Here is a 23,185-nt window from a genome sequence, read left to right as displayed (position 1 = left end):
AGATGAAGGGGATAGCATGATAGGCAACATCGGATAACGAATGTTTTTAAAGAAAGTTTTTTATCTTTATATGACTATCTCACTACGTATTTTAAAGGAATGAATAATCACTATGTTAAAAAAAATAGACCAGAGTCGACTATTTTTATCAGAGAATGCCCAAATGTTCCGTTGCCCGTTATGTCAAGAACCCTTTTTATCGACCACGAATGGGCTTATTTGCCAAAAGAATCATCGTTTTGATTTATCTAAAAAGGGAACGTTGTATTTTTTATCTCACGCAATCAAAACCGAATATGATCAAGGCATGTTTGCTCCAAGAAGACGAATGATCCAATCAGGTATGTATCAACCATTGATCGAACAGTTAGCTAAGCATTTACCAAGTAATGCGACTGTTCTAGATGTCGGTTGTGGAGAAGGGAGCTTTTTGGCGGCCATCGATCAATTACAACCATTAAAACAAGCAATTGGCTTTGATATCGCGAAAGAAGGTGTCTATGCAGCCACTGAACAGCCGATGCAAGCATTTTGGTGTGTCGCGGATTTAACGAATTTGCCTTTTGCGGATCAACAATTTTCGACGATATTGAATATTTTCTCGCCTTCTCACTATCAAGAGTTTCAGCGAGTACTTGCAGATGACGGCATGGTATTAAAAGTCGTTCCACAATCAGGCTATTTAAAAGAATTACGCCAAGCTTTTTATCCAGATCAGCCAGAAAAACATCATTATTCTAACGAACGTGTTGTTGACAAATTCATGGAATCAATGGTGTCAGTGGAACGTCAACGTGTGACGTATGAATTTACGATTCCTGAAGAAAATCGCCGTGATCTCTTGGCAATGTCGCCACTGGAATGGCAAGTAGCAAAAGAAATAAAAGAGGCTCTGATGGAAGAACCCCTTAGAAAAATTACAATTGACGTAGAATTGTTAAAAGGAAATAAGAGAAAACGATTCCAATAAGAATATTATAGAGTTAAGGTTGCAAAAAGCGTTTAATGGTGATATAGTAGCAACAAGTTGTTTTTTCATTGGTTTTTATCAGGTTCCTGTTCTGATAAAAGATAGTGAAAAGAGCTTCACTAACGTAACGACTCGCAGTGACTGACACCGAGTTGATACGTTTTTTTTTATGCAAAAATCAAGATTTAGACTAAAATGGATTTCACATATACATGAGAGGATGGATAGTATGAACCACATTGTTTTATTTGAACCTTTGATTCCAGCAAACACAGGAAATATTGCACGAACATGTGCAGCGACTAACACACCGTTACACTTGATCGAACCACTAGGATTTTCAACAGATGATAAACAGCTGAAACGAGCGGGGCTTGATTATTGGCACGATGTGGATATCACGTATCATGCAGATCTACCAGCTTTTATGGCTTATTTAGGCGATAGAAAGTTACATTTGATCTCCAAATTTGCGAATAAAGTATACAGTGATGAAGACTTTGCAGATGGCGAAGAGCATTTCTTTTTGTTTGGGAAAGAAACAACTGGATTACCGGAACCCTTTATGCGCGAGCATGAAGAAAAATGCTTACGTATCCCCATGAATGATACACACGTCCGCTCATTGAATCTATCGAATACAGCAGCAATGATCGTGTATGAAGCGTTGCGTCAACAAGGTTTCCCAAATTTAGAGTTAACACATCATTACGAAAATGATAAGCTAGACTAAAGGTTGTGAAGAGAAGTGATGCTCCTATAAGAAAGCGAAGTTGAGAAAATAGTTTTTCTTGTTGCTCAACCTTCGTTTTGATAGAGTAGGAGCTTCCTTTTTCACACTCTTGATCAAGGGTGTGGATGAAATACGTGGATATTGCTGATCGAAAACAAGACTACATAAAGGATCGCACAGTTTTTTACAGTCGATTTTTAGCGATATTCAATTGGCGAAAGCCTCTATTTTTTAGAAACAAGCTTTTCTACACGGTCCAACGGGAAAATCCTATATGATAGTATATATACAAGTACGGAGTGAGGAGTCTAACATCTATGGAACTATACTTTACAAGACATGGTAAAACGGAATGGAATCTTGAAAGACGCTTTCAAGGAAGCCAAGGAGACTCACCGTTGTTACCTCAAAGCTATGAGGAGATCAAGACATTCGGCCAAATGGTCAAGTCTGTTCCTTTTGAAGCTATTTATTGCAGTACGACAAAACGTGCAAGAGATACAGCAAAAGGGATCAATCAAGAATTGGACCATCCGACAGAAATCATTTATACAGATAAATTAAGAGAATTAGGTTTAGGAAAACTGGAAGGACAGTCGATCGAAGAGATGTACAAAAAATTTCCAGAGAACTTACCTAATTTACGAAATCATTTAGATAAATATGATCCAACACCTTTTGAAGGAGAGCCGATCACCGAAGCAATCACGCGGATCGAAGCCGTTGTTGCGGATGCAGTCTGTCAACATCAAGGGCCTATTCTATTTGTTGGGCATGGTGCCTCTTTAACTGCTGCGATCCAGTGGATGACTGGTAAAGAATTAAGTCAGTTACGAGAAATGGGCGGTTTATTCAATAGTAGCTTGACGATTTTAGAAACAGGAGAACCAAACAATCTGTTACCATATGACCTTAAAGTATGGAATCAGGTGGATTTTTTAGGTAATGGACAGCCAGAGCCTTTACTATAAATAAAGGAGGCGGCCTCGATGGAGCCAGAAGAAATGCCTTATTTTGTCGGCACAGTTGCCGCTATCTTTTTTCAAAATCCTAGTAATTTTTATAAAGTATTGCTCATCCAAGTCAGTGAAACAAGTGTTGATTATCGGGAAAAAGAAATTGTCGCAACTGGTAGTTTTGGCGATATCCAAGAGAACGAAGTGTATCGTTTTTATGGTGAGCTAGTTGATCATCCCAAATATGGCAGACAGTTGAAAGTAGAGCGTTACGAACAGGAAAAGCCGACGACAGCCAACGGGATCGTCAACTACCTATCAAGTGACAAGTTTCCCGGTATCGGAAAAAAAACCGCAGAGAAAATCGTGGAACTGCTTGGTGAAGATGCGATTGAAAAAATCATCGAAGATCCTGCGCAATTGCAACAGATTTCAGGTTTAACGAAGCCAAAAAGAGAAATGATTGCTGAAACGATCCGTTTGAATCATGGAATGGATCAAGTGATCATGGGGTTGAACCGTTACGGATTTGGGAGTCAATTAGCCTTTAGTATCTATCAAGCTTACAAAAATGAAGCGTTGGATATCATTCAAGAAAATCCTTACCAATTAGTCGAAGAGATTGAAGGAATCGGCTTTAAACGTGCAGATAACTTAGCTGAACAAATCGGCATTGCTGCTGACTCGCCACGACGCATCAGAGCAGCGATCTTGCACCAGATTTTCCAACAGGCGATCCAAACCGGTGATACCTATGTGCCTGCTGAATCTTTATTGCAGCAGACGATCAAAATCTTGGAATCAAGTCGTCCAATCGAAATCGAACCGGATCAAGTAGCGACTGTCATTATTCAGTTAGTGGAAGAGGGAAAGATCCAACAGGAAGAAACGAATCTATATGAAAATAGTTTGTATTTTTCTGAATGGGGGATTGGCAATTCGATCCAACGCTTGTTGAGTCGAAAAAAGGAAATCAAGTACGAACCAAAAGAAATTAAAAAGAATATTCGACGAATTGAGAAAATGTTTGGTATCCAGTATGGGGATTCACAAGAAGAAGCGATTTCTGAAGCGATTCGCTCACCACTATTTATCTTGACTGGTGGTCCAGGAACTGGAAAAACTACAGTGATCAATGGCATCGTTCATCTGTTTGCAGAGTTAAACGGCTTAGATCTTGATCCGACGAAATATACACAAGAGATTTTTCCGATCCTCTTAGCTGCACCCACAGGACGGGCTGCTAAACGGATGAATGAAACGACTGGCTTGCCAGCTAGTACGATCCACCGACTTTTAGGTTTGAATGGTCGTGAGAAAACCCCGTCAATCAGTACAAAGGAATTAGACGGTGGCTTATTGATCGTCGATGAAATGTCGATGGTTGATACATGGTTGGCCAATACACTGTTCAAGGCGATTCCTACGAATATGCAAGTGATCTTAGTAGGGGACAAGGATCAGCTACCATCAGTAGGTCCTGGGCAAGTCTTGCATGATCTATTAGAAATCGATCAAATCCCTAAAATCGAATTGAATCAGATCTATCGTCAAGGCGATGGCTCAAGTATCATTCCTTTGGCTCATGAGATCAAAGAAGGAAGATTGCCAGCAGATTTTACGAAAAATCAAAAGGATCGCTCTTTCTTTGCAAGTGATGCGTATCAAATCGAACCATTGATTTCTAAAATCGTGGAAAAGGCGAAAAACAAAGGATTTACTGCACAAGATATTCAGGTGTTGGCACCGATGTATCGCGGTGCTGCTGGTATCGATGCCTTGAATAAAATGATGCAAAATATTTTCAATCCAGGCGGTGGAAATCGGAAAGAAGTTCACTGGAATGATACAGTTTATCGAATCGGGGATAAAGTACTCCATTTGGTCAATACGCCAGAATTAAATGTGTTCAATGGTGACATGGGGGTAATCACGGGAATTGTTTTAGCAAAAGATTCGGAAGATAAGGTGGACGAACTCGTCATCCAATTTGATGCCAATGAAGTGAGTTACAAACGAAATGAATGGAATAAGATCACCCTGTCTTATTGTTGCTCGATCCATAAATCCCAAGGTAGCGAGTTTAAGATGGTGATTTTGCCTATGGTCCATCAATACCAACGAATGCTCCAACGGAATCTGTTGTATACAGCGGTTACTCGTAGTAAGGAATTATTGATTTTGTTAGGGGAAGAACAAGCATATTTGACATGTGCAAAAAACGAATCCGCAGTTCGATTGACGACACTGAAGAAGCGGATCGAAGACAATGAAATGACTCTTAATCTGCGTACGAAATTAGCCGCCTATGAAGATTCCTTGACAGGTGATGATCCATTTGAAGAAGGAACGTATTCGGCAGCCATTGAACAAGTATCTGCGCCAACAAAACAAATAGAGCACCGGAAAGAGGAAACCGGCCAAGCGCAGGAAGTTTCGCTTTTTGCCATCGAAGAAGAAAAAAATGAAGTGAAAGAAGCTGAAACGCCAAAATCACCTGATAATTACATTCTCACAACCGAAGCTGTGGAACAGCAATGGATTGATCCAATGATTGGTATGGAGAACATCCGACCATAAACAGGCAACATCAGTTGGAAGTGTGAAGTATCAGCCCAGAAAAGACACCCGAAACGCTAACGTTTCGGGTGTCTTTTCATTGGAAAGGTAGACGCTCCATCTGAAAAACCTCCACAGATCAAGAGGTTGACTCTTCATCCCTCATTACTATTTTTTCACACCACAATAACTGTGTTTTATTTGTTAGTTGTAAATCAAACGATTGTTTTTCTAAATCTTCCCCATCTTCTTGACCATATTGGGGAATAGTAGAAACAATTCTAAGTTTGCTTGCTGTATAGTGATGGAAATACTTCGAGTGCATTTGCTTCTTCTGTAATAATAAAAGAAGCAACCAAGCAATTTTAAATAAATTTACTCGTTCGACAACCACGAAGTCGATCGTTGGTTTGGTTACATCTGCAGTAGGAACAATCGACACGCCTCCACCGAAATAGGGATGATTAGTCGCCGTACACAGAAAGGCCTTTTTAAAATTCACACGTTTCCCACCAATATCTACAAGAATCGGAAAGCCTTTTTGTGAGAAAAGAACATACAGTAAAGAAAAAATGTAAGAAAGCGAGCCTAAATTATACTTATTCAATCGTTTTTTTGCATTGGAATGATTCGTAGCATGAACGATTGCTGCATCTAAACCAATCCCAAAATTATTGAGTGCCAGACCTTCGCGATCGTTTACTTTTTCTTCATAATGCAACACATTTATTTTTTGTGGTTCTTTGGTTGCTAAAATCGTTTCTAAAGCTTTTTCTGGATCTCTACTTAACCCAATCCCACGAGCAAAGTCATTGCCTGAACCGGCTGGTATGAAGCCGACAGGAAAAGATACACATAAATGATGAAACGTATTCAGAACCTGATGAAGTGTACCATCTCCTCCAATGACGATGAGAAGTGGGTACCATCCGATAGTATCAGCATCGATATCCTCTTCCCATTCAATGAGGGTATCTTCGGCTAAATGTTCCGCTATAAGGGCATCGTGCCCTTTGTATTCACTATAGTGAACCGTATAGGAAAGTTTCTTTTTATCCAAAATTGGTAAAATCTTATCCGCTGTTTTCTTTCCGTTTCCGCTACCAGCAGCTTGGTTGATTAATAGGTGATAATGAAAATTCATTTTTTCCTCCTGGAATGCACCAAAGTATCGAATACTTGAGTTGAGAAAACAAGTCTTGTCGGGCTCCTTCATGAGTTCTCATTGGCATACGATAGCAAGGCGACATAGTCAAAAGGAGAGCAAGCAGTGTCAGATTTAATCAACAGCTGTGAATACTTGTGGTTTTAGTCATGTAAATAGATTAACGATGCTTCACTAAATCGTCTCACCATAAGTAAGCCGTGATTGTTTAATAGAATCAACCAGTGAAGGGTCAACAAAGCATCTCGTCATTATTGTCAAAAGAATTACAATCTTGGTTATTATAGCAGAGGTTTGGGGAAATGAAAAAGAAGTTAAGTTAGAAAATACAATAAAGAACAAACGAAAAAACGTAGGTAAAAGATAGAAACAAAGAATTGTCAGGGAAGTATTAGTCAACATTGACACTCATTTTTTTGATAAGAAGAGTGCGATTCCTTTATCTATCAAGCCTCAATCTCTCAACGATGCTGTTCAATAAGGTCTTGCGATAACTAATCGAGGTGTCTTACTTATTTTTACTTCTTTTATTTTTTATAACAATCTTTTCAGGTGAAGGTAAAAATGCTGAAATGCTGGGGTGGAGGGAAGGTTGTAATCTATAATTGTTATGTTATAATACGCCTTGCGGTTCGTCGACCATCCCGCATTAACAAAACTAGGAGAAATGAGGAATAGAATATGGAGAGAACAAAGAGTAGGCAACGACTGATGGTAGTTGTTGTCAATGGGCTGATCATGGCCTTGTATCTAGCGTTAACGATTTTGGTAGCACCTGTATCTTCAGGACCAATCCAATTTCGTATTTCAGAAAGTTTGAATCATTTGGTGGTATTCAATCGAAAATTATTATGGGGTGTCTTAGGTGGCGTGATCGTTTATAATGCCATTTATGGTTTTGGTGTCATGGATGTGATTTTTGGTGGTGGTCAAACACTACTCGCATTAGGACTAACTGCACTTATCCAAAATAAAGTGAAAAATGTCAAAGTGCGCTTAGCATTAAATACAGCGTTCTTTACAATTAGTATGTTTATGATTGCTTATATGTTAGTACCAACTGGCGGACAAGCGTTTTGGACAACCTATGGTACACTTGCGTTAAGTGAATTTATCGTGATGGCTGTTTCTGCGCCATTGATGTATTATCTAGACCAAGCAGTGAAATTCAACGATCGTGTATGATTGTTTTTAATAGAGTAAAAAGCCAGGAATTCCAAAAGTCTTAAATGATTTTGGGATTCCTGGCTTTTTTAAATATGATTTTTTCTAAATGATTAGTAAATATCAACCACTAAACAGGTTTTTATTTATTAGCATCTTGTAAATTTTCAATTTCGATCACTTTGTAATTTTTCTTTTCTAAGTGATTAACGATTGAATCACAGACACTTTTTTCTGTATGGGCTGGTAGAGTGATCAAGGTACGACGGATGTATTCATCTTTTTCGATGTCCAAAGTGATACAACTAGCAATGCTACTATATTTTGCGATGATCTTTGAAATCGCCGCTAAGTCACCTTGTTTACCTGTCGAAGCAATCGTCAAGACGTAGCTTCCTTGTTCTACGCTCCAAGACTGAGACAACATACCAAGTAAGGTACTGTGTGTCAAAATCCCATAGAAATGGTTTTGGCTATCAAGTACAGCAATGTATGGAAGCTCTTTGATCGTAAAGAATACTTTAAAGAAAGAAGTATCTAAATCAATGAATTTTGTTGCGTTTTTCAATAGATGAGTGACTGGTAAAGTCATATCGCCGCCATTTGCTTTGTGACGATAGATGTGCATTTTATAAATATTCCCACGGAAAATATTCCCGGAAGTATCAAGAATCGGTACACAACGGTAACCGGATGTTTCTAAAATTTCTAGTGCTTCTTCCAAGTTGCTTGTCTCAGAGACGGTAGTCAAATCTTTTTTCTTGTAAACAAGAGTTTTTAATAGCATAGTCATACCTCCAGATTGTTCATTTTTAAAATCCTTTAAGTAATCATATCATAACTAAAATAAAAACAGTAGAGCGTACGATCACTAATTGACATAAAATAATTTACATGATAATGTAGTATGGTATAAATTTGGTTTTCAGTGAGGAGGGGAAACGGATGGCAAAGAAAAAAGCGGCATTAGCATGTTCCGTTTGTGGTTCTCGAAACTATACTAAGTCGATTAGTGAAGGAAAAAGCGGCGAGCGTTTGGAAATCAACAAATTTTGTAAATATTGTAATCAATACACATTACATAAAGAGACAAAATAACAAGGAGGAGGCGTACGATGAAATTTCTTAAAAGTGTAAAAGATGAAATGAAACAAGTGACTTGGTCAAGTAAAAAACAATTACGTAAAGATACACTAGTCGTTATCGAAACATCGATCATCTTCGGACTAATGTTTTTCGTGATGGATACAGCGATTCAAAGTCTGTTTGCATGGATCTTGAAATAATTCAATAAGTTTATCTAAATAAAAGGCGAGCTATCCATGATTATCAATCAATTGGAAGCTCTATTTTTTTATATGTCACTTAGTTATTAAAATAAAAGGTGTGGCAATAGAAAGAATTTATTGTGAATAATTTAACAAACAACTAATCCATTAATTGATAAGTAAGGAGGGAACGATGGAAGTTCATGAATTATTAAAAAAAATGCGTGTGGATAGAGGCCTCTCTCAAAAAAAATTAGCCCATGGAATTGTTTCGCGGGAAACGTTAGCTAAATATGAGAATGGGAAAAATCATTTACCATTATTAGTCTTTTTAGAATTATTAGAACGATTGAATATGACGATCGATGAATTCATGTTTTATCTTGATGGAGATAAAGTATCTCAAAAAAATTTGAGTTTGAAGAAAATGTTCCGGAATCTAGAAAAAAATAGTGGTGCAATCAATTATCAATTAAAAAAACTAGCCCAAGAAGTAGAATACTCAGATGATTTAGTCGTCATAAGAAATTATCTTGCTGTCAAAACTTATAAATGGTATGAGGAAATCGATGGTGTAAAAAAATTAAATAAAAAAGATACTAACTATCTGAAAAGATTATCTGATTATTTAGAGAAAATCGATGAGTGGGGAAGATTTGAAATGACGACCTTTGCTACTCTCCTCTATTTATTTGAAACAAGTTACATCAAACAGCGATTAAAAGAAGTAGAAAAAAATGTGATGAAAAATGGAGAATTTGAGATCTTCCATTCCATATTATCAGGTATTTATAATAATGTGTTTTTACTGATGATTGAAAGAGAAGAGCTAAAATTAGCTAAGTATTATTTGGAAAAACTATTTGAGACTCGACGTAGAATTATTTTTCAGCGAGAAACTGAAATATATCATCGGTTTTATCAACTTTTACTTGCGCACATCGAAGGAGAGGCTGTCAGTAAAAAAATAAAGGATTATATTATGGGATTAGAATTGATTGGAGCGAGCAAGTTGAAGAATGAACTTTTAGCTGATTTACATAGATTTGAAACACAATACGAGATCGAACATATTTTTAATATATTAGATAAAAATTTTTAGAAGTAAACATAAACCGAAAAGTTTGCTATCTTTTCGGTTTTTTTTGGTTTATCTAGAAAGTGTTTGAACGGATCGGACTATCTGGAAATGTAGATATGTACTGATTTGAATCATACAACATGACTCTTATTTTGAATGGTTTTTAAAAGTATTCTTTAGTATTTTTACTTCTTTTTCCAAAGACGAGACTTTTAAGCTTAAAAAGAAAACAGTGATACAAGAGAGAATCAGTGTGAGAGAATCTAACCAATCAAAAATCGTTGCAATGAGTTGTCTTATTGTTTCCATCGGGATACCTCCTCTCGTAAATTTCTATAAAGCTCAATAAGATTCCTTACGACTATAATTGTACGTTGTAGGAATAAATAATATTGACTTGGGTATGTATTTTCCTATGCCTTTTTGTCTAATAACAAAAAATTTTTGATTCATCCTTATAAAATAAGCTTTTTAAGAAATTATTTTCAAAAAAAAAACAGTAGATAATACAATTTCTGTATCAAAATAAGAATAAATAACGCTTTTTAAATTACTAGGGAACAAAAAATAAGTCACTAGTAAAAACCATCAAACGGTGCTATAATCAAAGAGAGGAAAAGCTTCGGGGAACTGAGGTTTTTTTATTTTACAAATGAAATGAGGAGCCTTCAATGGAATCTTTTGAAAAAAATTGGTATGTATTACATACATACTCTGGATACGAAAACAAAGTAAAAGCAAATATCGAGTCACGTGCGCAAAGTATGAAAATGGCTGATTTTATTTTCCGTGTCGTTGTTCCTGAAGAAACAGAAACTGAAGTGAAAAATGGGAAAGAAAAAGAAATCGTTCATAAAACATTCCCTGGATATGTCTTAGTAGAAATGATCATGTCAGATGCTTCATGGTATGTTGTCCGTAACACACCGGGCGTTACAGGTTTTGTTGGTTCTCACGGAGCAGGAAGTAAGCCTGCACCTTTATTACCGGAAGAAGTAAATCATATCTTACGTTCAATCGGTATGAGTTTACGTCAAAACGAACTGAAAGTAGAAGTTGGCGAAGTTGTTAAGATCATCGAAGGAGCTTTTGCTGGATTAGAAGGTCAAGTGACAGAAGTCGATGAAGAAAAAGAAAAACTAAAAGTAAACATTGACATGTTCGGTCGTGAAACAAGTACAGAGCTTGATTTTGATCAAGTAGATAAAATCGACTAAACAGTGATCAGAATAATGGAGGAGTTGGGATGCCTAGTCATCTCAGCTCTTTTTTGTCTTGAATGAAAGGAGTGAGAAAAGTGATAAAACAAAATAAAGTGAATTTTAATCGGGTACTAAGTCGCATGGTGTTGCTGGTACTGCTAATCCTCTCTGGTTGTCAAACGCAAGAAAACAAGAGCCAAAAAGAAACTGCCTCCACGGAAACAACGAGGACAAGCCAAGTGAAATCTGTAGAAAAGGGGACTGTGCCTACCTTATTTGTTCACGGATATAAAGGAACAGTGAATTCATTCAAAGGAATGATCGATCGATTAGAAGGAGAAAGCAAAGGGCAACAAGAATTGACATTGACTGTAGATACCAATGGAAACGTTCAAGCGCAAGGGGAATTATCAAAAGAAGCAACCAATCCAATGATCCAAGTGCTTTTCGAAGACAATGAAAATAATGAGTGGAATCAAGCAGAATGGATTCGTGCATGTCTGGTTTATTTGCAGACAACTGATCAAATCAACAAAGTGAACATTGTCGGACATTCAATGGGTGGGGTCAGTGGCCTCCGTTATCTAGTCACGTATGGCCAAGAAACAACTTTACCGCAAGTTGAAAAGTTTGTAGCGTTAGGCGCACCTTTCAATGATTTTGTGGATGATAGCGGTCAGAATTTAGCTGATTTACTCGAAAATGGTCCGACAGTAGTGTCTTCAAGGTATCAAGATTATCAAACAATGATAGGGAATCTCCCTACCGACACACAATTTTTATTAGTTGCAGGGCAGTTGAGTGAAGTAGAGCTAAGTGATGGAACTGTTCCACTGAATAGTGCATTAGCAGTTTATGCCTTATTGAAACAGCATGGTAACCCTGTAATGGAAAAGGTCGAAGAAGGGGAAGGTGCTTCACATAGTATGCTTCATGAAAATGAAGAAGTGGATCGAGAAGTTAGTCGATTTCTTTGGGATATTGATTGAAGAAGAAAAAGCTGCATTCAGATGATCCACTAATAATATCAGATTTTTTTTAAATCCAATAGGGTGCATGCTATATAAATTTATTTCTTCATTTTATTTGAAGTAGCGTTTGATTTTCAAGTTCGTAGATATGATCTGCAAAGTCTTCCATCCTATCGTTATGACTAGAAAAAATTAGAATTCTTTGAGCATTTTCACTAAGGTAATTGTCTAACAAATTCAAAACATTTTCTCGACTGTTTTTATCAAGAGCATCAAAAGGTTCGTCTAGAATTAAATAGGTAGGTTCATCCATAAGCGCTTGAATGATTCTTAATTTTTGTTTCATACCAAGTGAATAATGTTTATACTTTTTATTCAGATCTTTTTCTAGATTCAATTGACTTGCTAAAAAACGAATTTTTTTTTCATTAGCTATTTTGCGGATATTTGCTAAATACAACAAATTTTCTGCACCAGTCCAACTTTTAATAAAATCAGGTGCGTTAATGAAAACTCCTGCATCAGGTATAAAATCTTGATCTAGGCCTATTATTTTTCCAGCAACTTTGACCATCCCGTTTGTTGGGGTAGAGTATCCTACAATGAGCTTCATAAGTACACTTTTTCCTGAACCATTTATTCCTTTAATAAAAGATTTTTTTCCTTCATTGAAGATAACATTCACATCTTGAAATAAAATTTTTTGCTTATATTGTTTTCCCAGATTAATTAATTCAATCAATAAAATTCATCTCTTTTCTTAAATCTAAGATTCAAAATCGTCATAGAAATACCTAGTATCGTTAAATCACAAAGCAAGTACAATAAATTTTCTATTGTACTATCTGAGATACGAATCAATCCAAAATTTAAAAGTAGATCTACTATCAAAACTGATAATAATAAAAAAGTTGATACTGGAAGAATAACTATATTATTTGATTTTAGCTTAAAGTAATCATAGTAAATTAGGAATATAAATAGTATGGTGAAATATTTAAAAAATAGGATAGTAAAAGTTATAATATTGACGTCTGAAGCTAGGCCATATATATATCCCCAAAAAAATAAAGTACTAAAAAAGCTTATAAATTGAATTGCGCTATTTAATAAAAGTACAGAAAAAATGTGTTTTATCCTTAGTAAAAAAAATCCTGATTTTTTATCTCTATATAAAATCATGGAATACATCGAAGCTGAAGATGTCAAATTATCTATAGTGAACAGTAAGGTAAATATATTCACTAAAAGATAAAAAACAATGAGTTTAGGATTTACTAATTCGATCAAGAACTTCTGATAGACAGACGAATTAAAAGTAATAATGCTGAATACTTCCTGTAAAGTGATATTGCTAGAAAAAATATAGATAACATAGATCACTTCTAATGAATAAACAATTGTGTAACATACTATTTTTTTTGTCATAGATCGATCTTCCGAGCTTTGATATGAAAAACAAGATGTCCAAGTCCCCAAAAAAGTAAATTTGAGAATAGAAAACCAAATATTCCAAAATGACTAAAATAGGTAGGTTCAGTTCCGTATCCTTGAAATTCGCTGAAACTTGTTATGTACGAAATAAAAGGGTTAAAGAAGGGTGATAAATTTATATTTACAAACGCATAAAAATAAAAACTATATATCATAATAATAGTAATGTACGGTGCCCAAATATTTTTGAAGGAAAAGGACGTTACTAACATGAGATACCCTGATAAGGATAATAATAAGATCAACGCAAGAGAATAGATTGAAATTATTTTGAAGTCCGCATTGCCAATTTTAATGTAACTTAATGTTGTAAATGTGATAGAGAGTATCGCCGTGTAAATGACATTACGATTAAATAATATAGCCAATTTATACCGGAAAAAACGAAAAATACTCTCGCATTTCACTACTTCCATTTGAATAAAACTATGTTTTTCAAATAAGTAAAAAAAGGATATCGTAAGTATTACTGACATTGATAGGAAATTAGAAAAAATCCATCCTGTAGTGATAATGGTTTTAGGCATAAAACTGACAAATAAAATTATTATTAAAGAAGAAATAGTCGGATAAATCAAAAACTTATAATTCAACATTCTGACTCCTTCCGTAAATCAATACTATACCAATAAATAATGGGATAGAGTTTGCAAGTAACAGAAGATATGTGTTAAATGTATAATAATCACCAGACGCCATAATCACTGTAGGATTAAAATACAACGAAATATCTTCAGAAAAAGCTGTCATCCCTGTACCGATAGCCGACATGCTATAGTAATATAAAGGTGCGGCTAATAAATATATTTTCGCTTCGGAAACGATCAATGAGATAGAAGTACCGAAGATAGTATATATAAATGGTATCCAGAAAAAACGAACAACTCCTTCTAGAAAAGACTGCAAAAACCTATGATTGACATAAAAATTGGATCCGAAAATATCTTCAAACATTGGACGTATCACAGTATCGTTAATAGAATCATGTAATGGAATAAAGCAAAATAAGTAATAGATAAAGAAGCCAAAAAATGTTGCCAATGCTATTTTTGTAGCCGTTGATAATATTTTCTTATAAACAAAATTTCTAAAATTTAAAACATGATAAATTTCAAATTTATAAATGGTTTGCCATTTTTGAGCAAATATTGCCGTTCCAATAGAAGCTACTAAAGGGATGAACATTTGAAATAAATTCGTTCCAAAAATCAGGCTATAATCAAAAGACCAAACAGACTCTGTTAAACTTCTCCAAAAGAAATCAAAAACATTATTAAAGGTTTGACCTTGATTCATTTCTTGTCTAAATCCTAAGTTTGTTACATAAAGAAAGGCATTTGAAATATATTCATTTAAAATAGAGAATACCATTATGAAAAATATGACTAAACTAAGTGAAATGTGGTATTTATTTAATCTCCAAAAATTATTCAAACATACATCTCCTTTTTTCAATCGGTATGTGACAAGAAGACGGTGTAAAAGTGTTCAGCCTCTATAAATAGGACGTAATCTCCAAAAATTTCTCTTTGAATGTTTGAGATTACGCCTTATTTAAAGAAGGCATCTCCTTTCTCGCTATTTATTTGATCTTAAGAGAAAAAATAGCGAAGTTATTTTGGCACGGATTCTTGACCATCATCTTTAAGGGGTCCATGTTCCTGAAATGTAAGTTGTAGGGTCAATGATGTTTTCTCTTTGTGAAGCTAAATGGACAGTTGAACCTGCTGAACCATTCCCAGGAAATGCAGAATTTGTAAGATAATTAAATAATCCTTGTCCTTTTCTTGACCCATTCTGATAAAGAGCAAACCATTGTTTGTGACTTTTTTGGTTGGAACTATTCCAATTAACGTATGTAGTAGCACTTGATGAAGTTTTGGTTACATTTGCAGATACTGCTGTATACGTATATGCAGTTGTTCCTCCAAAAGATTCAGCTTCAACTCGTTTTGTAAAATTTAAAAGCAAAATTCCTAAAATACTTGTCATTGTGACTAGTAATAGTTAGTTTTTCTTTGATAGAATTATGTGCTTGACCTCCAGTTAATTTTAGGATATATCCAAAAAAAATATATCATATCAATATAAAAATGCAAACCTTTCCATTGTGTTTTTTTGTTTTTTTTAATCTTTTTAACATGTATTTGTTATTGATATATTAGTTTTAGAGAAACGCTATTGGTAAATCTAATTGTTGTTTTATAAATGGATTTAACGTTCTGGAATAATGAATACCTCAAATGATTAACGACATGTAGATGCCTCGCGAGGTCGGGACAGAAGTGGATCGAGAAGTTAGTCAGTTTTTATGGAAGAGTTGAGTCTAATAAAAAGAGTAATTAACGAACGTTTTTGGATGAATGTTCGGTAATTGCTCTTTTTTGTTTTCCAGAAAACTGATTTTCTCTTTCAACTGAGATGTATTACTCAACACTTTTGATAATTAACTCGCATTAATTACGAATAATCGTTTGGAAAATAAACATAGATAACTAAAATAAATACAATTTTTTTGTATAAAACGGATAAACGCAGGTTTTTTACAATGTTTTTCATATAACTCATGTTTTTTTCTGAATATATTACAAAGTTTTCTTGAAAATGTTCGTATTTTTTCTTATAATGAGACAGAACACGAATGAGGGGGAGAACAATGAGGAAGAATGTTCCGTATTTGATCATTGCGCCGGGAACGATCTTATTACTATTTTTTATGATTTTGCCATTGGTCAATATTATATGGCCAACTATTTTTACTGAAACAGGTGCTAGTCTAAGTGCTTACACCAGTTTTTTGACAGATGATTTCAATTTGAAGATTTTTCTTCGAACAATTCGCGTTTCTGTCATTGTGACATTGATTTCTGCCGTTTTAGGTATTCCAACAGCTTATTTTATTGCAGGTGTGGGTAAAAAGTGGAAAAGTTTATTGATGGCAATGACGATGTTTCCATTATTGACCAATTCAGTCATCCGTAGTTTTGCCTGGATCAACATTTTAGGAAGGACAGGAGTGATCAATAATTTCTTGATTCGTATAGGACTGATCGAACAACCCATCGCCTTACTATATACGGAGTTTGCAATTATTATTGGGTCTGTCTATTTGTTCTTACCTACCATGGTCATGACACTTGTCGGCGTGATGGAAAATATTGAGAAAGAAACACTGGAAGCTGCCGAAACGTTAGGTGCGAGTCCGTTTAAAACGTTCTATAAAATCGTCATGCCACTTTGTATACCTGGAGTGATCGTTGGCAGTATTTTAGTCTTTACAGGCACGTTGACGGCTTATACGACACCACAACTTTTAGGTGGGAACCAAAATATGATGATGGCGACTTTCTTATACCAAAAAGCATCGACTTTAGGTGATTGGACTTCAGCAAGTGTCATTGCATTGATCATGATCGTTACGACTCTGATCGTGAATAAAGGATTGAATATGATTGCTGCACGTTTAGATCGGAGGGAAATGAATCATGCGTAAGCAAAAAGGGATGACGATCATCGCAGTATTAGTTTTTGCGTTTTTGTTTTTACCATTAGTGATTATTGTTGTAACGTCTTTTGGACAATCATCGACGATACAATTTCCGATTGATGGATTCTCATTAGAATGGTACAAGAAAGCACTAAGTTCTGAAACATTTATGAATAGCTTTAAATTGAGTTTAAGTATTGGCGTAGGGGCTACTCTGTTAGCTTTATTAGTAGGCGTGCCGACTTCTTACGCACTTTCTCGTTACCACATGAAGAGTAAACAGCTTTTTAAAAATTTCTTTTTGTCACCAACGATGATTCCGGGTATCGTTGTCGGCTATTCCTTGTTCCAATACATTGTGATCAAGTTTAACTTGCCGGTGATCCAAGCTTTATTGATTGGTCATTTTTTGATCAGCCTACCGTATATCATTCGCGTCGTAGGTTCAAGCATGGAGCAATTAGATTTTTCGATCGAAGAAGTTGCTTGGACATTGGGTTGTACCAAAACCCGCGCTTTTATGCAAGTCGTCTTACCAAATGTTTCTTCTGGAATATTTGCGGCGTTTATGCTGGCTTTTGTCAACTCATTCAATAATGTACCAGTTTCAATGTTTTTATCTGGACCAGGAGTAACGATGTTGCCCACTTCATTGTTGAGCTACATTGAATATACGTATGATCCGACTGTGTCGGCGATTTCAGTAATGATCATGGTATTAACCGTTTTCTTGATGTTTATTATTGAGAAAACGTTAGGATTGGCTTCAATCGCTTAACTGTTGAGTGAAGAAATCGAACGTACTTGAGAATGACTGGAAACTATGAGGGGGAGAACCGTGAGTTTTGTAAATTTGAACAATATCCGTGTGAGTTATGACGGAAAACAAAATATATTAGAAGATTTGTCTATTTCAATGGAAAAAGGAGAGCTAGTTTCTTTATTAGGCCCTAGTGGTTGCGGTAAAACAACGACGCTACGTGTGATTGCTGGATTGATTTCGCCGAATGAGGGCTCTTTTGTTCTGGAAGATCAAGAATTAGTGAAAGTTCCTGTGCATAAACGTAATTTTGGTATGGTATTCCAGAGCTATGCGTTGTTTCCTCATCTAACGATTGCTGAGAATGTCGCTTTCGGTTTGAAATTGCGTAAAGAAAATAAAGCGGATATCGCCAAGAAAGTAGCTGATATGTTAGCAATCTGTGGCTTGGAACAGTTGGGTGATCGTTACCCGAAACAACTGTCAGGTGGGCAACGTCAACGAGTGGCTTTGGCTCGAGCATTGGTTATTGAACCTAAGTTACTATTGCTAGACGAACCATTAAGTAATTTAGATGCGAAACTACGTGTCCAAATGCGGATCGAGATCAAACGTATCCAACAACAACTTGGTATTACAACAGTTTTTGTGACCCACGATCAAGAAGAATGCTTTTCGATCTCGGATAAAGTCGCGGTCATGAATAATGGCGTTATCGAGCAATATGATACACCGGAAACAATCTATCGACATCCAAAAACTCGTTTTGTTGCACATTTTATCGGTTTTGAAAATTTCTTTCCAGTTGAACAAATCGAAGGCATCCGCTATCAAGCTGCAGGGAATGTCATTGAGACACCTTATGAGCAACCGATAGCAGAGCGATTAGTAGCGACGATCCGTCCCGAAGATATTGAGATTGCCTCTGATGCGACACATAATCTTGTAAAAGGTGAAGTGAAAGTCAGAACATTTTTAGGGAAAAGTTACCAGTATGAAGTGACAACGGCTTTAGGTAAGTTCTTAGTAAACGGTACGGATAAACAAATTTACCAAGCAGGGGATCAAATCAACCTGCATTTCCCAAAAGATAAAATCGTTCTTTTGGAAGATAAATAAGTAGAGAAAAGGGGAAAAATCAGTGAAAAAAGGCTTTCTAGTAAGTTCAGTAGTTTTAGCAAGTATGTTTGTATTGACAGCTTGCGGTGGAGGATCTGAAACTAATTCTTCCGAAGCGAAAGAGTCAAAAGATCTAGTTGTATCAACATTTGGTTTAAGCGAAGATATCGTGAAAAGCGATGTGATGGATCCTTTTGAAAAAGAATTCGATGCGAAGATCACAATGGATCTAGGAAACAGTGGCGACCGCTTCAACAAATTAATCAGTAATCCTAGAGGAATCGACGTGATTGAGTTAGCGCAAGCGAACTCAGCGGATGGCGCTTCTCAAGAATTATTTGAAAAACTAGATGAATCAAAAATCCCGAATTTAGCGGACTTAACTGAAGGAGCGAAGGAAGTCTTTGATAGTGGTGCGGGTGTTCCGATTGCTGTAAACAGTGTAGGTATCGTTTACGACAGAGAAAAAGTTGGAAAAGAAATTACTAGCTGGTCAGATCTTTGGGATTCAGCATTAGAAGGAAAAATCTCGATCCCGGAAATTACTACGACTGCCGGTCCTTTGATGATGTATATTGCAAGTGATCATGCGGGTGTAGCGATTGAAGATGACAATGGCGAGGCAGCATTTGAAGCCTTAGAAGAATTGAAACCAAATATCGTTAAGACCTATGCAAGATCTTCTGACTTAGCAAACATGTTCCAAGCAGGAGAAATCGAAGCAGCGATCGTGATGGATTTTGCTTATGATATCGTCAAAGGGGATTCTGACACGATCGAATACGTGGTCCCTGAGAGTGGCACATATGCGAACTACAATACGATTAATATTCCAAAAGAAGCAGCGAATAAAGAATTGGCTTACTCATTCATCAACTATAGAATTAGCGAAGAATCACAAAAAACAAAGGCACTTTCATTAAATGAAGCACCGACGAATGATAAAGTGGAGTTGAGTGAAGAAGAAGCTGGTAATATGACGTATGGGGCAGTTGCTGATCGTGCAAAAAATATTGACTTTGATTTCGTGAATAGTCAAATGACTGACTGGATCGATCGTTGGAATCGTTTGATCAACCAATAAACATTTTCCTATCAACGGAAATCATTGAAAAAATAAACATTGGGGTGGTTGTGTCGGAAACGCACAGCCCCCTATTCGTGTCTAAGGACAATAAAAGTGAGGGAAAAATGTGAAGATTGACTTATTGATTAGAGATGCTCAAGTGTATAACACAGCCAAACAATGTTTTGAGAAGAAACATGTCACAGTCAGCGGTGAAAAATTTTATTACATCACAACAAAGGATCTGAGTCACTTGGAGATCCTTCATGAAATTGATGGCCGAGGGAAATACATGATTCCTGGCTTGATTGACAGCCACATGCACATTGAGAGTTCAATGACTACGCCAAGTATTTTTTCAAAGGCCGTTTTACCATTTGGTGTGACTACAGTGATTGCGGATGCGCATGAGATGGCAAATGTTTTTGGGCTTGAAGGGTTGACTGAATTTATGGCTGCAGAAACGGAATTAGATATTTTCCATGCTATCCCATCGTCCGTTCCTTCCACTACACCTGAACTAGAAACTACCGGTGGCATCATTGGGTTAGCTGAAACAGAAAAGTTGTTAGACAATCCAAAAGTGATTTGTTTAGGCGAAGCCATGAATTTTCACGGCATTGCCCATGAACCAACTTCGCTGATTCGCCAAATTATTGACCTATGTAAAGAAAAACGTCCGACGATGCCGTTAGAAGGACATTGTCCTAAAATTTACGAAGAAGAATTGGCAGCATTTATGTATAGCGGGATTTCTTCTGATCATACGCATCAGTTTCCAGAATCCTTAGCAGAAAAAATTGAGAACGGCATGTTTATCCAATTTCAAAACAAGTCGATCACACCGGAAAATATGGCGGTGATCACAGAAAATGAATATTATGACTATGCTTGTCTGATCACTGATGATGTGATGGCAGACGATTTACTCACTGGTCACTTAAATGAAAATTTGAGAAAGGCAGTAGAGGCGGGGTTACCGGTCGAACAAGCGATCTATATGACGACTTATACGCCTGCACGTAGAATGGGTTTGAATGATCGTGGATTGATTGGACCTGGACGAATGGCTGATTTTATTTTGTTAGATGATTTATCTACATTCGCTATTTCTGCGGTCTTTAAATCGGGCAAAGAAGTCTACAGGCAAGGTGAGGCGATCACTTATCCAGAAAAAATCGAACAATTTCCTGCTTCATACAGTCAAACGGTCCATTGTAAAAAGCTTTCTTTAGATGATCTAAGGTTGCCAGTCAAAACGGATTTGGCAAGTGTTCGTTGTAATGTTATTCGTAAACATGAGGTTGGTACGTTTACAGAACGGATCACGAAGGAAATTCCGGTGAAAGATGGATACCTCGATTGGGAAAATTCAGATTGCGCCTTATTGCTCGTGATGGAACGTTATGGAAAGAATGGCAATGTGGCGTATGCTTTGATGGAAGAACCCATTTCAAAACCAGGAAGTATTGCGACGACTTGGGCGCATGATCATCATAACGTGATGGTGATGGGGAATAACTGCCAAGACATTCTGCTGGCTCAGCAAAAATTGTTGGAATTACAAGGTGGCTATGTGGTAGTTAACGAGGGCAAATTAACAGCAACTTGCCCGCTACCGATTGGCGGGATCGTTTCACAAGCGCCAATTGAAGAGTTAGGCCAAGATTTAAAAACTGTGCGTAGAGAAATGCAAAATCTTGGCTACAAAAATATGAATGAGATCATGTCATTTTCTACGTTGTCATTACCAGTTTCACCTGCAATCAAAATGACAGATAAAGGAATGATGAATACGAAAACACAGGAATTTTATCCGTTGGTTTTTCCAAGTGATGGTGTTTTGTTATGAGTACATTGATAAAAAATGTCCACGTTCTAACGATGGATGATCAACTGACTGAATACAAAAACGGGTATGTACGGATTGAAGAAAATCGCATCATTGAGATAGGAGAATGGCGGAAAGGGATAGCGTCTGCGGAGGAAGTCATCGATGGAGCAGGGGGTATCTTGTTGCCGGGTTTTGTGAATACACATACCCATGCTGGGATGATTCCTTTTCGATCTTTAGGAGACGATGTACCAGATCGATTACGTCGGTTCTTATTTCCATTAGAAGCGTTCATGACCCCAGAGCTAGTGGCAGCTAGTACAGCCTATGCAATCAGTGAGATGTTGCTTAGTGGTGTGACAGGTTTTTGTGACATGTATTATTTTGAAGATCAAGTTGCGCAAGTATGTGATCAGTTTAAGATTCGTGCGATTCTTGGTGAAACGATCATTGATATGCCTGTGTGTGATAATGTAGAGCCTTCTGGTGGTTTGACTTATTGTGAGACATTCTTGCCAAAGTGGAAAGATCATCCATTGATTACGCCTGCGTTGGCTCCTCATGCGCCGAATACCAATACCTATGAAGGGTTGAAGCGGACAGTCGAATTGAGTGAACGATACGATGTGCCGATCACCTTGCATGTGGCAGAAATGGACTATGAAATGCAGGAATTAGCGAAGCAGTATCAACAAACCCCATTCGAGTTGTTGAAAGACTTAGGTTTTATGAACAGACCGTTGATCATGGCCCATTGTATCCATATGACAGAAGCAGATATTGCTTTAGTCGCTACAGCAGGAGAGCAAGTCGGAATTGCGCACTGTATCGGTGCGAACACAAAATCAGCGAAAGGTGTAGCGCCAGTTAAAGCGATGCTTTCTGCGGGTTTAACTGTCGGTTTAGGTACAGACGGTCCAAGTAGTGGCAACACTTTAGACCTCTTTGCACAAATGAAGCTATTTGCCAATTTTCATAAAACCTTTGAAAAAGATCGTGCGCTTTTCCCAGCGAAGGAAATTGTCCGTTTAGCCACTAGAGGTGGGGCGGAATTGTTAGATTTTAAAGAAACTGGCCAGCTTGTTGTAGGGAACAAGGCAGATTTTATTATCGTTGAGACGCAGTCTGTGAATATGTTTCCGATTTTTGATCCTTATTCTGCCTTAGTCTATTCAGCGAATGCTTCCAATGTGGCTCATGTGTGGGTGGATGGCAGACAGCTCGTACGTGATCATCAGTTAGTCCATCATGACTTAAAACAAATCAAAGCGGACCTCTATGAACAAATGGGGCAATTTGTGTTTGAAGCAAAGCGAAGGATGTAAGAAACAAACCGAATAACCATGGCAGCAAATT

At 36.7% G+C, this 23,185-nt stretch carries 22 protein-coding genes; 16 read left to right on the top strand and 6 right to left on the bottom strand.

The window, feature by feature from the left end; translation table 11 throughout:
• Positions 1–112: 112 nt before the first annotated feature.
• From EM4838_RS12305 to recD2, 4 genes are all read left to right on the top strand, one after another.
• Entirely contained in the window at positions 113–970 is an 858-nt protein-coding gene (locus EM4838_RS12305; protein ID WP_071866465.1) for a methyltransferase domain-containing protein, read from the top strand.
• 229 nt (positions 971–1,199) lie between these two features.
• Positions 1,200–1,703 carry a tRNA (cytidine(34)-2'-O)-methyltransferase gene (locus EM4838_RS12300; protein ID WP_019722320.1) on the top strand — a complete coding sequence of 168 codons (504 nt, stop codon included), beginning with the start codon at positions 1,200–1,202 and terminating at the stop codon, positions 1,701–1,703.
• Positions 1,704–2,020: 317 nt separating this feature from the next.
• Positions 2,021–2,674 (top strand): histidine phosphatase family protein, encoded by a 654-nt coding sequence (locus tag EM4838_RS12295; RefSeq protein ID WP_071866464.1) that lies wholly within the window; start codon positions 2,021–2,023, stop codon positions 2,672–2,674.
• Between the two features lie 18 nt (positions 2,675–2,692).
• Positions 2,693–5,239, top strand: a complete 2,547-nt coding sequence (gene recD2, locus EM4838_RS12290; protein WP_071866463.1) for an SF1B family DNA helicase RecD2 — start codon at positions 2,693–2,695, stop codon at positions 5,237–5,239.
• Between the two features lie 118 nt (positions 5,240–5,357).
• Here the strand turns inward: recD2 and EM4838_RS12285 are convergent, their stop codons facing one another.
• Entirely contained in the window at positions 5,358–6,362 is a 1,005-nt protein-coding gene (locus EM4838_RS12285) for a diacylglycerol/lipid kinase family protein (protein WP_071866462.1), read from the bottom strand.
• A gap of 702 nt (positions 6,363–7,064) precedes the next feature.
• Between EM4838_RS12285 and EM4838_RS12280 the strand changes: the two genes are divergently transcribed.
• Positions 7,065–7,568: a QueT transporter family protein gene (locus EM4838_RS12280; protein ID WP_065096665.1), complete on the top strand. Its 504-nt coding sequence runs from the start codon at positions 7,065–7,067 to the stop codon at positions 7,566–7,568.
• Between the two features lie 121 nt (positions 7,569–7,689).
• Here the strand turns inward: EM4838_RS12280 and cbpA are convergent, their stop codons facing one another.
• Positions 7,690–8,334, bottom strand: a complete 645-nt coding sequence (gene cbpA / locus EM4838_RS12275; RefSeq protein ID WP_071866461.1) for a cyclic di-AMP binding protein CbpA — start codon at positions 8,332–8,334, stop codon at positions 7,690–7,692.
• A gap of 158 nt (positions 8,335–8,492) precedes the next feature.
• Between cbpA and rpmG the strand changes: the two genes are divergently transcribed.
• From rpmG to EM4838_RS12260, 3 genes are all read left to right on the top strand, one after another.
• Positions 8,493–8,645 carry a 50S ribosomal protein L33 gene (rpmG, locus tag EM4838_RS12270; protein ID WP_005878997.1) on the top strand — a complete coding sequence of 51 codons (153 nt, stop codon included), beginning with the start codon at positions 8,493–8,495 and terminating at the stop codon, positions 8,643–8,645.
• A gap of 17 nt (positions 8,646–8,662) precedes the next feature.
• The gene (gene secE, locus EM4838_RS12265) at positions 8,663–8,833 is read left to right on the top strand and encodes a preprotein translocase subunit SecE (RefSeq protein WP_065096667.1); all 171 of its coding nucleotides are present in this window, start codon (positions 8,663–8,665) and stop codon (positions 8,831–8,833) included.
• A 175-nt stretch (positions 8,834–9,008) separates the two neighbouring features.
• Entirely contained in the window at positions 9,009–9,917 is a 909-nt protein-coding gene (locus EM4838_RS12260; protein WP_071866460.1) for a helix-turn-helix domain-containing protein, read from the top strand.
• 126 nt (positions 9,918–10,043) lie between these two features.
• Here the strand turns inward: EM4838_RS12260 and EM4838_RS16630 are convergent, their stop codons facing one another.
• Positions 10,044–10,205, bottom strand: coding sequence for a hypothetical protein (locus tag EM4838_RS16630; RefSeq protein ID WP_169823215.1), 162 nt, complete (start codon positions 10,203–10,205; stop codon positions 10,044–10,046).
• Between the two features lie 362 nt (positions 10,206–10,567).
• On the opposite strand from EM4838_RS16630, the gene nusG reads away from it, so the two are divergent.
• A complete protein-coding gene (nusG, locus tag EM4838_RS12255; protein ID WP_010734272.1) occupies positions 10,568–11,113 on the top strand; it encodes a transcription termination/antitermination protein NusG in 546 nt (181 codons plus the stop codon).
• Positions 11,114–11,238: 125 nt separating this feature from the next.
• Positions 11,239–12,087 (top strand): alpha/beta fold hydrolase, encoded by an 849-nt coding sequence (locus EM4838_RS12250; protein ID WP_373865794.1) that lies wholly within the window; start codon positions 11,239–11,241, stop codon positions 12,085–12,087.
• Positions 12,088–12,175: 88 nt separating this feature from the next.
• Here EM4838_RS12250 and EM4838_RS12245 read toward each other — a convergent pair whose 3' ends face one another.
• The 3 genes from EM4838_RS12245 to EM4838_RS12225 form a co-directional block, all read right to left on the bottom strand.
• Positions 12,176–12,811, bottom strand: a complete 636-nt coding sequence (locus EM4838_RS12245) for an ATP-binding cassette domain-containing protein (protein WP_071866458.1) — start codon at positions 12,809–12,811, stop codon at positions 12,176–12,178.
• 1,334 nt (positions 12,812–14,145) lie between these two features.
• Positions 14,146–14,997, bottom strand: coding sequence for a hypothetical protein (locus tag EM4838_RS12230; protein WP_071866455.1), 852 nt, complete (start codon positions 14,995–14,997; stop codon positions 14,146–14,148).
• Between the two features lie 210 nt (positions 14,998–15,207).
• The gene (locus EM4838_RS12225; RefSeq protein WP_130029207.1) at positions 15,208–15,534 is read right to left on the bottom strand and encodes a hypothetical protein; all 327 of its coding nucleotides are present in this window, start codon (positions 15,532–15,534) and stop codon (positions 15,208–15,210) included.
• 685 nt (positions 15,535–16,219) lie between these two features.
• Between EM4838_RS12225 and EM4838_RS12220 the strand changes: the two genes are divergently transcribed.
• The 6 genes from EM4838_RS12220 (at position 16,220) to EM4838_RS12195 (ending at position 23,154) form a co-directional block, all read left to right on the top strand.
• Complete coding sequence (locus EM4838_RS12220) at positions 16,220–17,056, top strand: ABC transporter permease (RefSeq protein WP_065096675.1); 837 nt, start codon at positions 16,220–16,222, stop codon at positions 17,054–17,056.
• Complete coding sequence (locus EM4838_RS12215) at positions 17,049–17,828, top strand: ABC transporter permease (RefSeq protein ID WP_010734275.1); 780 nt, start codon at positions 17,049–17,051, stop codon at positions 17,826–17,828. The genes EM4838_RS12220 and EM4838_RS12215 overlap by 8 nt, the downstream gene beginning before the upstream one ends.
• A gap of 60 nt (positions 17,829–17,888) precedes the next feature.
• Positions 17,889–18,929, top strand: coding sequence for an ABC transporter ATP-binding protein (locus EM4838_RS12210; protein ID WP_065096676.1), 1,041 nt, complete (start codon positions 17,889–17,891; stop codon positions 18,927–18,929).
• 22 nt (positions 18,930–18,951) lie between these two features.
• Positions 18,952–20,013: an ABC transporter substrate-binding protein gene (locus tag EM4838_RS12205; protein ID WP_023520403.1), complete on the top strand. Its 1,062-nt coding sequence runs from the start codon at positions 18,952–18,954 to the stop codon at positions 20,011–20,013.
• Positions 20,014–20,122: 109 nt separating this feature from the next.
• Positions 20,123–21,847 (top strand): adenine deaminase C-terminal domain-containing protein, encoded by a 1,725-nt coding sequence (locus EM4838_RS12200; RefSeq protein WP_065096677.1) that lies wholly within the window; start codon positions 20,123–20,125, stop codon positions 21,845–21,847.
• Positions 21,844–23,154, top strand: coding sequence for an amidohydrolase (locus EM4838_RS12195; protein ID WP_071866453.1), 1,311 nt, complete (start codon positions 21,844–21,846; stop codon positions 23,152–23,154). The genes EM4838_RS12200 and EM4838_RS12195 overlap by 4 nt, the downstream gene beginning before the upstream one ends.
• Positions 23,155–23,185 lie beyond the last annotated feature (31 nt).

This window comes from Enterococcus mundtii (assembly GCF_002813755.1).
Taxonomy (GTDB): domain Bacteria; phylum Bacillota; class Bacilli; order Lactobacillales; family Enterococcaceae; genus Enterococcus_B; species Enterococcus_B mundtii.
This window is presented reverse-complemented; position numbering and strand designations above follow the sequence as displayed.

Coding starts and splice junctions, on each gene's coding strand:
- EM4838_RS12305 (WP_071866465.1), top strand. CDS start 113: ATGTTAAAAAAAATAGACCAGAGTCGACTATTTTTATCAGAGAATGCC.
- EM4838_RS12300 (WP_019722320.1), top strand. CDS start 1,200: ATGAACCACATTGTTTTATTTGAACCTTTGATTCCAGCAAACACAGGA.
- EM4838_RS12295 (WP_071866464.1), top strand. CDS start 2,021: ATGGAACTATACTTTACAAGACATGGTAAAACGGAATGGAATCTTGAA.
- recD2 (WP_071866463.1), top strand. CDS start 2,693: ATGGAGCCAGAAGAAATGCCTTATTTTGTCGGCACAGTTGCCGCTATC.
- EM4838_RS12285 (WP_071866462.1), bottom strand. CDS start 6,362: ATGAATTTTCATTATCACCTATTAATCAACCAAGCTGCTGGTAGCGGA.
- EM4838_RS12280 (WP_065096665.1), top strand. CDS start 7,065: ATGGAGAGAACAAAGAGTAGGCAACGACTGATGGTAGTTGTTGTCAAT.
- cbpA (WP_071866461.1), bottom strand. CDS start 8,334: ATGCTATTAAAAACTCTTGTTTACAAGAAAAAAGATTTGACTACCGTC.
- rpmG (WP_005878997.1), top strand. CDS start 8,493: ATGGCAAAGAAAAAAGCGGCATTAGCATGTTCCGTTTGTGGTTCTCGA.
- secE (WP_065096667.1), top strand. CDS start 8,663: ATGAAATTTCTTAAAAGTGTAAAAGATGAAATGAAACAAGTGACTTGG.
- EM4838_RS12260 (WP_071866460.1), top strand. CDS start 9,009: ATGGAAGTTCATGAATTATTAAAAAAAATGCGTGTGGATAGAGGCCTC.
- EM4838_RS16630 (WP_169823215.1), bottom strand. CDS start 10,205: ATGGAAACAATAAGACAACTCATTGCAACGATTTTTGATTGGTTAGAT.
- nusG (WP_010734272.1), top strand. CDS start 10,568: ATGGAATCTTTTGAAAAAAATTGGTATGTATTACATACATACTCTGGA.
- EM4838_RS12250 (WP_373865794.1), top strand. CDS start 11,239: ATGGTGTTGCTGGTACTGCTAATCCTCTCTGGTTGTCAAACGCAAGAA.
- EM4838_RS12220 (WP_065096675.1), top strand. CDS start 16,220: ATGAGGAAGAATGTTCCGTATTTGATCATTGCGCCGGGAACGATCTTA.
- EM4838_RS12215 (WP_010734275.1), top strand. CDS start 17,049: ATGCGTAAGCAAAAAGGGATGACGATCATCGCAGTATTAGTTTTTGCG.
- EM4838_RS12195 (WP_071866453.1), top strand. CDS start 21,844: ATGAGTACATTGATAAAAAATGTCCACGTTCTAACGATGGATGATCAA.